This is a genomic window from Verrucomicrobiota bacterium (assembly GCA_037139415.1).
GTDB lineage: Bacteria > Verrucomicrobiota > Verrucomicrobiia > Limisphaerales > Fontisphaeraceae > JBAXGN01.
This window is the reverse complement of record JBAXGN010000083.1, coordinates 1-13,189: the sequence shown is the minus strand read 5'-3', so window position 1 is coordinate 13,189 and position 13,189 is coordinate 1. Positions and strand designations below refer to the sequence as shown.

General features: G+C 60.6%; 6 protein-coding genes. 3 read left to right on the top strand and 3 right to left on the bottom strand.

The genetic code is table 11. The features are described from left to right. Positions 1-29: 29 nt before the first annotated feature. Together WCO56_15470 and WCO56_15465 are read left to right on the top strand one after the other, a co-directional pair. Positions 30-2,714, top strand: coding sequence for a right-handed parallel beta-helix repeat-containing protein (locus tag WCO56_15470; protein ID MEI7730974.1), 2,685 nt, complete (start codon positions 30-32; stop codon positions 2,712-2,714). 73 nt (positions 2,715-2,787) lie between these two features. Next, complete coding sequence (locus tag WCO56_15465; GenBank protein ID MEI7730973.1) at positions 2,788-7,128, top strand: alpha-amylase family glycosyl hydrolase; 4,341 nt, start codon at positions 2,788-2,790, stop codon at positions 7,126-7,128. Positions 7,129-7,441: 313 nt separating this feature from the next. Here the strand turns inward: WCO56_15465 and WCO56_15460 are convergent, their stop codons facing one another. The 3 genes from WCO56_15460 to WCO56_15450 all read right to left on the bottom strand — a co-directional run bounded on the left by WCO56_15460 (position 7,442) and on the right by WCO56_15450 (position 10,483). Beyond that, positions 7,442-9,055 (bottom strand): sulfatase-like hydrolase/transferase, encoded by a 1,614-nt coding sequence (locus tag WCO56_15460; GenBank protein MEI7730972.1) that lies wholly within the window; start codon positions 9,053-9,055, stop codon positions 7,442-7,444. A gap of 105 nt (positions 9,056-9,160) precedes the next feature. After that, positions 9,161-9,559 (bottom strand): sulfatase-like hydrolase/transferase, encoded by a 399-nt coding sequence (locus WCO56_15455; GenBank protein MEI7730971.1) that lies wholly within the window; start codon positions 9,557-9,559, stop codon positions 9,161-9,163. A gap of 63 nt (positions 9,560-9,622) precedes the next feature. Then, entirely contained in the window at positions 9,623-10,483 is an 861-nt protein-coding gene (locus WCO56_15450; GenBank protein ID MEI7730970.1) for a hypothetical protein, read from the bottom strand. Between the two features lie 242 nt (positions 10,484-10,725). On the opposite strand from WCO56_15450, the gene WCO56_15445 reads away from it, so the two are divergent. Next, positions 10,726-12,948 carry a hypothetical protein gene (locus WCO56_15445; GenBank protein ID MEI7730969.1) on the top strand — a complete coding sequence of 741 codons (2,223 nt, stop codon included), beginning with the start codon at positions 10,726-10,728 and terminating at the stop codon, positions 12,946-12,948. Positions 12,949-13,189 lie beyond the last annotated feature (241 nt).

Sequence of the window (13,189 nt, the reverse complement as noted above, 5' to 3'; positions counted from 1 at the left end):
TCATGAGATTGATGCAATGCACCTTGACTATGGCCATACTTTGGATCGCCCTGGCCTCTTCCACGGCGGCGGAATTCTTCGTGGCGACGGACGGCAACGATGCGTGGTCCGGGCGGCTGGCCAAACCCAATGCAACGCGCACGGATGGCCCGGTGCGTTCGCTCACCGGCGCACGCAATGCAGTTCGGACCTTTCGCTCGAAAGTCGCGACCACCGAAGCTATCACCATCACCGTGGCCAATGGTGAATATCAACTCACAGAACCATTCATCCTGGAACCGCAAGATAGCGGCACAACCACCGCGCCAGTGCTCTACACCACCGCGCCGGGCGCGCGGCCCGTCTTTAGCGGGGGCAAGACGCTGGGCGGCTTCAAGCCCGGCCCCAACGGCCTATGGCAAACACAAGTGCCGGAGGTTGCCGCCGGGAAATGGTACTTCGAGCAGTTGTTTGTGAATGATCGGCGCGCCACCCGTGCCCGCACGCCCAACAAGTTCTTTTTCTACATGGCGGACGTGCGTGAAACCACTCTGGAAGCGGGTAACCCGAAAAAGGCGAAACGCGCCCAACAAACCATCGCTCTGCGCGCCGAGGATTACGCCAAGATATCCGCGTTGACACCGGCAGACTTAAAGGACGCCAACCTGGTGGTGTATCACAATTGGGACAACACCCGCCGCTTCCTGGATCGGCTCGATCCCGACACCAAGTCCATCGTGACCACCGGTGAGGGAATGAAATCGTGGAATCCGTGGCGCAAGAACACCCATTTCGTGCTGGAGAATTATTTCCAAGCACTGGACGCACCCGGCGAATGGTTCCTGAGTCGGGATGGCACACTTTCTTATCTGCCGTTGCTGGGCGAGGATATAACGAAGGCGCTCGTCGTGGCGCCGGTGCTGGATAAGTTTGTGGTGTTCAAGGGCGACCCCACCAGCCAGCAATGGGTCCGGAATATCACGCTGAAGGGCCTCACGTTCGAGCATGGGCAATGGCTGACGCCACCCACCGGCTTTGAACCCAACCAGGCGGCCGCGTCCATCGAAGCCGTGGTCATGGCAGACGGCGCGCAACAGATCGCGATGGAAGACTGCGAGATTGGGCATATCGGCACCTACGCGGTCTGGTTTCGGCGCGGCTGCCGGGAGAACACCATCCGCCATTGTTATATTCATGATTTCGGCGCGGGCGGCGTGCGCTTGGGCGAAGCAAATATCAGCAAGAATCCGGCGGACCGTACGGACGCCAACATCGTGGACAACAACATCCTGCTGCATGGCGGCTATATTTTCCCTTGTGCCGTCGGCGTATGGCTGGGGCACAGCGGCACCAACCAGATCACGCACAATGAAATCGGGGATCTGTTTTACACCGGCATATCCGCTGGCTGGCGGTGGGGATACGGCGAGAGCCTGTGCAAGGGCAACCTGATCGCCTTCAATCATGTGCATCACCTTGGCTGGGGATTGCTGAGCGACATGGGCGGCATCTACACGCTCGGTCCCAGCCAGGGCACCCGGGTCGTGAATAACATTTTTCACGATGTGTATTCTTATTCGTATGGCGGCTGGGGCATGTACACCGATGAAGGCAGCACCGGTATCCTGTTTGAAAACAATCTCGTTTACAACGTGAAAAACGGCGGTTTTCATCAGCACTACGGCAAGGAAAACATTATCCGCAACAATATCCTGGCGTTTAGCAAACTGTACCAGATCCAGGCCACCCGTGTGGAGGAGCATCTCTCCTTCACCTTTGAAAACAACCTTGTCTATTGGAAAGAAGGCGTCCTGCTCCAGGGTCCGTGGGAAAAGGTGAAACATGTCATGCGCAACAATTGTTACTGGGAAGTCAACCCCAACGTCAAAACGGATTTCAAGGGTATGCTATTTGAACAGTGGCAGGCCGCCGGTCATGATCAGGGTTCGATCATCGCTGATCCGCTGTTCGTTAATCCCGACGGTTTGGATTTCCATCTCAAGCCCGGTTCACCGGCAGCCACGGTCGGTTTCAAACCGTTTGATTATTCACAGGCCGGTGTCTATGGCGACCCGGCTTGGGTCCGCAAAGCCAGTTCCGTCCAGTATCCTCCGTTGGAAATTGCCCCCGAGCCTTCAGTGCTGCCGTTGACCGAAACGTATGAGTATGACGCCGTCGGCAAACCACCCGCGCACGCCAAAATACATGTGGAAAACAAAGGCGACTCCGTCCTCGTCACCGATCAGGTCGCCGCCACGGGCAAACACAGCCTCAAGATCACCGACGCCCCCGGTTTAAAGAACAGCTACAATCCGCATTTCAATTACGATGTGAATTTCGCCGAGGGCATCATCCACAACACCTTCCAGATCCGCGTCGAAACCAACGCCATCGTGGACTTTGAATGGCGGGATTGGACGAGCGGTAATTATATGACCGGCCCCCGCCTGAATATCCGCGATGGCAAACTTACGGTTCCCAACAAGGCCGTCGTCGCAATTCCCATGGACCAATGGATCAAGCTCGAAATCACCGCCGGCCTCGGGAAAAAATTCGACGGCAAATGGGCTATGACGCTTACCATCCCGGGCCGTACCCCAATGAATTTCATCAACTTACCCTTCCCCACGGCCAGCTTCAAAAAACTGAGTTGGATCGGCTTCATGAGCGGTGCGAACGCGAAGACTGTGTATTATCTGGATGATTTCGTCGTCGCTCCCGAGGCGGAGCCGTAAACCGGATCCGATGTTCATTTTTGGAAAAAGGGGTGGCGCATAAGCTGTAAACGGCAGATAATTACCCATAGCTATGAATTGCCGAACATCCAGGTTTCACCCGCACCATGCGTCGCACGTCTCAAGGCTCGGATGCTGCACGTTACTCCTCTTGCTCGCCCTGTGGTTGTGTCCGGGTGGACTGCCGGCGTTCGCCGCTGACGCCGTGAGCAAAGGGCCCTGGAAACTCGCGATCAACCCGGATACCGGTGATTGGACATCCCTCACTTGGAATGACATCCCGTTATTGGTCCCGGGGACGCCCGCCATGGCTTCCGTGGATGTGCAAACCAAATCCGGCAAATGGCTGCTGGATCGCAACCCTGCCGTCAGCCAATTAATCGAGCAAACCTGGGATGCCCCCTCCAACCGTCTCACCGTGAAGCGACAGGTTGGCGAATGGGAACTGGAGGAGTCCGTGGTGCTCGGCATGGTGGGGAATTCCAACCGCATAGCCCGTTATTTGCGCCTCGTTTACCGCCCGGATGATGGCCATGACAACGCCGCTAAATTTTTCCGCGTCCGCTTTGCCTGGCCGTTGGCGAAACAGGGCGATTACTTCATTCCCATGCGCGGCGTGCTGGATGAGAATCGGCGCGTCAGTTGCACCGATTTATCCGCCCAATCCCGTACTGCCAGCGGCAACGGACTGGGCGCGTTACTGATCGAACAGACCGCGCAGCGCACCTTGCTCTTTCTGAACGATCCGCGCCGTGACTCCGCGCAAACCGTGCTCGTGGGCAGCGATAATCCCTCGTGTTACGTCGCCCAGGAATTCAACGCGGCCGGTTGGGCGGAAGCGGGGCAGGCTCAGAGCATTGGACCGGCGTTTATGGAGGTCCACGCCGCCCCGCTGGAAGCCACGTTCCGCACGGCCATCTGGAAAGCCTGCGACGACCTGGGCTTGAAGGTTCCCGACAACCGCCCGCTATGGGTCTTTGAAAATGCGCTGTATTCCTTTCACCCCAACGGTACGATCGGCAGCGGGTTCACGGATCTCGGCGGCTTTACCGCGGCGCGCCAGCATTTGGTGCCGCGCGTGAAGCAGCTCGGGGCGGGCGCGATCTGGCTGCTGCCGCTGGAGGATCGCGGCTGCTACTGGCCGCGCGACTATTATAAATTCCAGGACGGCCTCGGCACCGAAGCCGAATACCGTTCGCTCGTCCAGGATATCCATGCGCAGGGCATGCGCGTCTGGCAGGACCTCGTGCCGCATGGCGGCTCGCCCGCCTTCGGCCCGCTGCGCAATGATCTGCCGTGGTGGCTGGTGTTTGATGAGAATGGCGACGCCCAAAACTATTGGTGCTTTGATTTTCGCGAGCCTGGCTGGCAAGACCGCATCTTCAAGGTTGTCGAGCATTACATGCGTTCGTTTTCCATTGATGGCTTTCGCGTGGACGCCGTGGGCGGCAGCCATATCATGAACTGGCGGCGCGCGGGTTTCCCTGCCGCGAACAAGGTCCCCGGGAACGTCCCGGCGGCGTGGTGGAAGGCGTCGCTGGAAAAAATCGGCGGCCAAGTCCCGCCCTTGCCCTACGAGCGCGGGAGCCTGACGCTCCGCGAAGGCGGCCTGCAGATGCTCCACGGCATCCGCGACACCGTCCGCTCCGCGCAACCGGACGGCGCGGTCCTGGGCGAAGTGCAGCGCGCGCCGTACATGCAGGAGTGCGATGTGCTGTATGATTTTGATTTTTCGCTGCGCCTCCTGTTGCAGGGGCGGCGGATGCCGCCCGAAATCCTCGCGGCCAACGCGCAACGATTTCTCGAAGAGCAGCGCCTTGCCGAACCGCGCGGCACCCTGCGCCTGCGCTATGTGGAGAGCCACGACACGCTGCGCGCCCAGGGCTGGGTGGGCGTGGCCGCGTACCGCGCCTTGCTGGCCCTCACCGCGTGGATGGACGGCATGCCGATGATCTACCATGAAGCAGACACCGGGCACGGGCCGTTCATCCACCAGATTCTACAAATTCGCAGCGCGCTGCCCGAGTTGCAATACGGCGAGGCCCGTTACCAGGCCATCCGTTGCGATCAACCGGGCGTGCTGACGTTCCTGCGCACGCTGGGGGCCAACAACAGCATTGTGGCGATCAACCTGAATCCGGAAGCGAAGTCCATCCAGCTCGATCTGCCCAAAGACCTCCCTGGCAGCCCGCAATGGCCCGCGCGCAACATGATGTCCGGCGCGCCGGTCGCCGTGACTGGCACAGCGCCGTTGCGTTGCGCGGTGCGGTTGGACGCCTGGGAAGCCACCGCGCTCTGCTTCCGCCCGCCGGGTATCGCCGTTCCCACCGCCACGCCAACGCTCGCGGAACTCCCGCCCGTCCGTGAAACGGGGCAAACCCCCAAAGTCACCGCCATCGAGGACCGCGTCGAAGTCAGCACCAGTAATTATCGCCTGACGCTCTCGCTCGCTTCCGGCCTGGTGCAGGAGTTCGCTTCCGCCGATGGCAAACCGCTGCTCGGCCAGGGGGATTTATTCGTGGATGGCGCGCTGGAAAACGGCCGGGATATCGCCACCCGCGCCGATTATCAATCCACCCCGGAAGCGGGCGGCGTGGCGCTGGAATTTAAAACGCAACTCAGCTCCGGAGCCCGCGTGTCCCTGCGATATCGTTGCCGCGATTCGCACGTGGAACTCACCGCCACCCTGGATGACCGGGCCGCCCACAGCCGCGCCGGGCTCGTCTTCGCCGGTGCTGAGTGCCAACGCTACCAGGTGCAGACCGCCGAGGGGTTGTTGGACGACTGGTTCACGCCGCGCCCCGCCACCGGCAAGCCCGGGCACTCCAATATTTACTACCGCCAACAAGGCACCGAAATCCTCTGGCAAATGGAGACCGTGCCGCTCCCCGAAACCGGCGCTGCGCTGCGCTGCCTCAAGGCGGACGGCTCCGGCGCGGAACTCACCCTCGCGCAGCCCTGGCAAAGTGGCCTCGCGAACGCCCTGTTGCTCGACAAATATGCCGGACGCCCCGGCTGGCATGCCGCGTTGCTCTGGCGCGATCTCACCAGTCCCAAAGCCGTCTCACCGGCCGTCGCCGCTTTCACCGTCACGCTCGCCCCCGGCAAACTGCCCGTGGCCACCGCGCCGCTCGAAGCCGTCACGGCGCAGCATCACAGCACCCATTGGCTCGTGGAAAACGCCCATTACCGCGCGCAGCTCCAGCGCACCGGCGGCACCCTGAGCCGCCTATGGACCAAACAACCCGCGCTGCAACTGCTCGCGGAAAACCAGGAATTCTACACCGACAAAGGCTTCAGCACCGAACGCATGCACCGCGCCGCCACCGATAACGACGTGGAGACCGGCGCGCGCATCTGGCGCGCGGGCAAATCCCTCCACGCCCAATTCCACGGCCAACTGCGCGATGCCGATCGCTTCGGCATCATCCAGCCCGCGATCCGCTTTGCCACCGAATATGTCTTTGACGACTCGCCCACCATCCGCGTGCGCCTGGGCTTCCTCAGTCAGGGGCAGGCGCGTGAACCCAGCGCGTTTCTCGCTTGGATGCTCCCGCTCATTGAACCCGCGCGCTTTGAATTCCTGCGCGCCGGCAACCTGCTCGCTGCGGGCGCGTGCGATAAATCCGGTCGTATGGGCGAGACTGCCAAACTCGGCCTCCTGCCCGACACCGTGCGCCTCTACAACGACAACCGGCAAATGGCGGAAATCTCCGCCTTGCAATGCCAAGCTCCCGCGCCGTTGCAAAACGTCTTTCTGGCGGGCCGCCAATTCTTCATGGCCTGGCTCGATGGCGGCGGCAAGCCCGTGGTCCCCAACGCCTGGTACGAATGCGAGTTCCTCCTGACGCCCGGCGCGGCCAAAGCGGCACGTCCGAGCGCCATCGTCTGGCCAACCACACCAAAAACAACCTCCGAACTCCTGGCCGACGCCTCCTTTGAATCCACCTCCTCCGCGCACGTGTACAGCCTCCGCGAAAAGCGCGCCCTGCCGCTCGGCTCGCCCAACACCCCCACCGCGCGCCCCTGGCAAATCCCCCCCCGGCGGGAGCATCACCGAGGCCCTCGCCCATCATGGACGCCGCTGCGCCCGCGTGGAAAACCAGACCGGCGAATACCGCCTCTTCCTGCAAATCCTGCGCGCGCCCGAACAAATTCGCGGGCGCACCATCCGCCTGAGCGCCTGGGTCAAAGGCGAAAACGTGACCATCGGCGACGCGGGCTGGAAGACCGGTTCCATCGGCGTGAGTTTTCAGACCCCGGATGGCGAATGGAAACACCTCAGCACCGCCACCCCCAAAGGCACCTTCGATTGGCAAAAGCTCGAAACCACCCTGACCATCCCCGCCAACGCCCGCAACCTCACCCTCCGCGCCGGTCTCAACGGTGCCAACGGCATTTTGTGGCTGGATGAACTGACGTTGGAACAATAAGGCCCGCCTCACGCAACCCGGCTGCAAGGCAGGGCGAAGGGAGGCCGCGACGCCACTTTGGATGCGGCTCCAAGAAATTTCGCGTGAGAATGGTCATCCAACCGTGTGGCTGGGTCATCCAGCCACGCCAGTAAATCATCCAGCCACGCCAAAAAAGCGTCTTCTGGGCCATTTTGGCACATCCTTTAGCCGGTTTGGGACGCCACTGGTCAAAAAACAACACTTTCCCCCTAAACTGAACATGGCGCGTTTGGCGAGAGTTTCTCCGCCCGCCCGCCCGCCGAGAGCACCTTGTTACTCTGCCACCTTGAGGTTCCGGAAGCCGGCGGTCTCGCCAAAAACGAGCACGTTCATACCGGTTTTGGGTTCGCCGATGACGGGATGCGCGCCGGTGATTTTTACATCGTTGACCTGCACGGTGGCGTTGCTGCCCTGGCAGGTAATGCGCACGGGATACCATTGGCCGGACTCCAGCTTCAAGGGCTTGCGCGCGAGCGGTTCGGTCTGGTCCACGCCTTCGCCGCGCGAGGGATTCTTGGTAAGGCCCACATAGGCGCGCGCGATCTCGATGCGGAAGCTGTGCTGGCGGTCGCCGGTCTCCACGCGCAGGGAATGCCGGTTGGCCCCCTTGAAATTGATTTCGTATTGAATCGTGCCATTCGTGATGGTCAATGGCCCATGCAAGCACGCGCCTTGTTCATCCCCCGGCTTCTGCAGGCCCCACACGCCGCCATCCTTGGCGGACCATTGGCCGCGCGTCACCGCCCAGGGCGCCACCGGCATGGTTTGAAACTCCGCGTTCAACGTGATCCGCCCGGTTGGCGCGGGCAACACGGCCACCACCGGTTTGGCTTTCTCCATGATCGGCGGCAATTCCCGACTGTACCCGCCGTTGCGATAGCGCTCCAAGAGGGCGCGGAACTCCTTCACTAACTCCGGATTTGCGGCGCTGACGTCATTGGTCTCAGCCGGATCGCTGACCAGATTGTAGAGCTGCGGTTTGTATTCCTCGGCGCGCGCTTTGCGTTGACCCGGTTTAATCTCATCCACCGGCACGCCTTCAATCCACTTCCACGGGCCTTGGCGGATCGCGAACACGCCATCCGCGCTGTGTACGATCATATCGCGGCGCAGCGGGGCTGGCGTCGGCTCGCCCAAGATTGCCGGCAAAATGTTATAACTATCCTCGGCGGCCTTATCCGCCGGCGGCAGTTTCTCGCCCACCAACGCCGCCGTGGTTGACAGCAAGTCCGCCAGGCTGATCATCTCCGGGCAAACCGTGCCTGCCGGGACCTTGCCGGGCCAGCGCACGATGAACGGCACCCGGAAGCCGCCTTCCCACACGTGATGCTTGCCGCCGCGCCACGGGCCGTTCACCTGAAGTCCGGCGTTCAACGCCTTGGTTTGGAAGCTGTCAGTGCGTTGCGGTTCCTTGACCCCGCCATTGTCGCTCGTGAAAATGACCAACGTGCTTCCAGCCACGCCCTGCTTCTCCAACGCGTCCAAAATGCGGCCCACACTGCGATCCAACTCGAAGATCCAATCGCCATACAATCCGGCGGCACTTGTTCCGGCAATGTCTTTGTCAGGCGTCACCGGATTATGCACCGCCACCGGGGTAAAGTAGAGGAAGAATGGCCGCTGCTTATCCTGCCGCCCGATCCACTTCACCGCCCGATCCGCCAGCGTGGGCATCACCCGCTCGTTGACACGGCGCGGGGCAGCCAGGTCCAGAATTTTGGCGCGTCCGCTCTCCGTGTCCTCGGGACCGTAGGTGCCTTTGAAGTTGTCGTCATCCGGCACGGGGCCGGGAAGCTTCATGCCGGGCGGAATCTTCCCGTTGCGCAGGCCATAGACGAAACGATTCTCCACATAGATACCCGTGAGATCCCCATGGTTGCTCGGCACACCGAAGTGATATTCAAAACCAACGTCCAGCGGCCCGGGCGATAGCTCGGCGGTGTAATCCGTGCGCCACTTCGGGGAATCATCGGCGGTGCCATAACCAAGATGCTATTTGCCCACCGCCGCCGTGGCATAACCGTGCCGTTTCAAGAGGGAAGCCATGGTCAGGCGATTGGTTTCGATGTGCAGCGGAGCGAACGTGCTGAGCACTTCATGCGTCAACGCCGTGCGCCAGCAATAACGACCGGTCAGGATGGAATAACGGGTGGGCGAGCATACCGACGAGGTGGTGTTTGCATCCGTGAAGCGGCGCCCCTCGCGGGCCAGCCGGTCGAGATTCGGGGTTTGCACCAACTTGCCATCCGCGCCGTAACACCCGGCGCTGCCATAGCCGTAATCATCAGCGAGAATGACCACAACATTGGGCGGTTGGGGCGCGGCGAACGCTGACAGCACCACGCCGCTCATCACGGCGATGATTAACCAAGCACGGTTCATTATGCTCATGGCGTCAGGCTAACGACAAAGCGCGCACGCGTCGAGCGCAATGAAAACCAAACGCGGCCCTGCTCAAATGACTTTGACGGCCAAGGTACCAGTGAGGGCATGATAAAGGAAGACCGGCTGGTCATGGCTTGGTTTCAAGGCCGCGAATTGCCGGTGAAGATGCTCCGCCGCCATCAGCGCAGGCGGATTCCACATCGTGACGGATAGCACGAGAATGGCGTTGCGGTAAAAGCAGGCCGACAGGTTCGGCGAGTTTTGATGAAAGTAGTTTGGATCATCGGCGGCAGTCGCCATCTCGGTGACCAGCGAGGCCACATGCGCCCTTTTTGCCTCGTCCAACTGCGGCCAGGTGTTCAGAAAATAATCAGTGGCCAGCCGGACGCTTTCCGCCTCCTTGACAAACACCAGGGCGGCGTGCGCACGTTGCACCTGTTTGGCCAGCCGTTTCGGATCGTTCAGCATTGCGGCTACCTGCCCCCACTCATGGATGTGGCCATGCTCATGGCTCTCAATAAACTCGATGGCCTGATGTATGGAAAACGCATGCCTCAGCGTTGCGCCCAATTCGTCTGGCCCCCCGGCGGCGGAGTGCGCTTGATACAGGCTGAGGAGGGCGTCCGGATCGGAAATGTGCGGTGCCTTGTACGAGACAATATCCTCCGGCTCACGGTAGGTCCGCTCCATCACGGGCACCAAACTTTCCTGGGTGGTTTGCGCAATCACCAAACCGGACAGCGCCTTCCGATTCTGCTTGGGATGAAATACTTTGGCCAATTCCGTAAGCGCGGAATTCATCGCCTCCGCCCCCACCGTGAGCGACACCCCATTCTGAAGCTGCTCCACCGTATAATTCTGCCCCGCCAGCAATGCCTGATCCTTCTTCCGCATGAAGAATGCCGTAGCTGACTCAATAAAGTTACTCATAGTCTTTGATTCCGATGTCCGCAATGCCGGGCCAATATCCGCCTTAGACCAGGTTTCGCCAAGAAAAAACATCGGCCAGGTCGTGTCCCCCTTGGGCCACCTTCGGCAAAACGAACACCCGGCAAATCGCTGGTATTCCGCCGGGCATTGGCTTGCCCACTGGATTTTTGTTCGCTGCCGGCTTCGGCATCAGACGATTCAAAGATTGAACCCGGTAGGCACATCGCGGTATTGGATGGGTGATGAATTTCGATTATCGTAACCGCGCTAGACTGGCCGTTATGCTGTCCGTGATGGCGCTGGTCGGGCCGGGCACATTCGGGGGCGAGCCGCCCGTGCCTCCGTGGGACAATTTCAGCGACACTTGGGTCGCCACGGATGCCTTGGGTCGCTCGTTGCCCACAAACGCCGAGGTCGGGAATCCGCGCCCGAACCGGTATGTTGGCATTTTCTACTTTCTCTGGCTGGGCCGACATGGCGAAGCGGGCCCGTTCGATATTACCAAAATTCTGGCTGCCAATCCGGCGGCGATGACCCAGCCCGCCAGCCCGCCATGGGGACCGCTCCATGCATTCCATCATTGGGGCGAGTCGCTGTTCGGATATTACGTGTCGGACGACGAGGGGGTGATCCGCAAACACGCGCAGATGCTGGCGGATGCCGGTGTGGACGTAGTGATCTTCGATGTGACGAATGGGTGGACGTATCCGGAGAGTTACCAAGCTCTATTGCGTATCTTCGCGGACGTGCGCCGCCACGGAGGCCGCACCCCGCAAGTTGCGTTCCTGTGCCCCTTTGGCAATCCGCACAAGGTGGTGGATCAACTTTGGCGAGATTTATACGCCCCGGGACTCCATCCCGAATTGTGGTTCTGCTGGGACAACAAACCGCTCTTGCTGGCTGATCCCGCCTGGTTTGAGGGTGACATCGAAGGCATGGATAAACACAACGTGCCTGCACCGCTGCATCCGGGCCACACGCTGGGCCAATCCTTCACGGTGGATAAACCTTTCCGCGCTGTGGCCGGGAGCTTCCCCACCTGGAACACGAGCAATGCCGCTGTCACGCTGACGTTACGCCGTCAAGGCGCATCCGGAGAACCCATCATCCTCCAGCAATTTGAAAACGTGGCTGATAACGCGTGGCTAACGCTGCGGTTCGATCCGCCCCAGCCAGCCGGAACCTATCTCCTCGAAGCCTCTGCGGCACGCGGCACCGTCGGTTGGTGGAGCGAGGCCAAGGATGCCTTCCCACGCGGCGCGGCGTTCGCGGATGGCGCGGCTGTGCCCGGCGATCGCACGCTGCGCATCAGTGTGACAGGTGGCACCAATGAACACATCCGGAATTTCTTCACCTTCCGCAAACCGCAGCCGGATTATTTCAAGGGTTCCACCGGGCCGGACCAATGGAGCTGGTTGGAAATCTCGCCGCAGCATACCTTCACCAATGCGCACGGCGGACGCGAAATGATGTCTGTGGGTGTGGCCCAAAACGCCGTCGGACGCCGGCTGGGCTCCATGAGTGAACCGGACGCCAAAGGGCGCAGCTTTCATCACGGTGCCATGGACCAGTCCCCCGGCGCGGTGAACTGCGGCCTGAACTTCGCGGAGCAATGGGAACGAGCGCTGGCGGTAGATCCCGACTTTATCTTCATCACCGGCTGGAATGAATGGGTGGCCAACCGTTACAACGAATTCGGCGGTGTGAAACATCCCGTGATGTTCGTGGACACCTTTGACCAAGAGCACAGCCGCGATGTGGAGCCCATGCGCGGCGGGCATGGAGACAATTATTACTACCAGATGACAGCGGCGATCCGGCGTTACAAGGGCGTACGCCCACTGGCCCCCATCCGGAGCCACCCCATTCAGATCGACGGCCGCTTTGATGATTGGCAAAACGTCGAGCTGGAATTCCGGGATGACCGGGGCGATCCCGCGCAGCGCAATCATCGCGGCTGGAGCAAAGAGACGCGCTACGTAAACCAGACAGGGCGCAATGATATCGTTGCCGCCAAAGTCAGCTATGATGCCCGGAACGTCTATTTTTATGTCCGCACCGCTGAACCGCTCACGCCCCCCGGTCAGTCCAACTGGATGCTGCTATTCCTGGACACGGACGGCAACCATACCAACGGCTGGTTGGGCTACGACTTTGTGGTGAACCGTTCGGTGGGCCCGGCGCAGACCACGTCTTTGGAGCAACATCATCGCGCTCCAAAGGCATCGCCGTATTCATGGCAACCGCTGGCGCAGGTAGAATATCGCATGGCCGGCAACGAATTGGAGCTCGCCATTCCCCGCACGGCGCTTGGCCTCGACAAACTCCCGGCCGTGATTGATTTCAAGTGGGCCGATAATATCCAGCAGACCGGGGATTGGAGCGACTTCACTTTAAATGGCGATGCCGCGCCCAATGATCGCTTTAATTATCGGGCTAAACTGGAATCTGCGCCTGCCCCCTGATGCGCGACGGGGAAAACAGGGATTTTGGAAAAGCGGTTCCCTCCCGGAGGGAAAAAGGACGGCATGGACGCGATGGACACAATGGACGATGTGGACGGGAATGGAGCTACTTTGCGCAGGGTTATCCCTCGGTCTATTCGTTCACCGGAATGGAGTCGTAAAGCCCTCGAAACCTCCCTGATGGTGACTAGCAGCCTGTCGGACTTAGAAAAGCAGTTTTTTTAAGAAGCCCGGACATAAT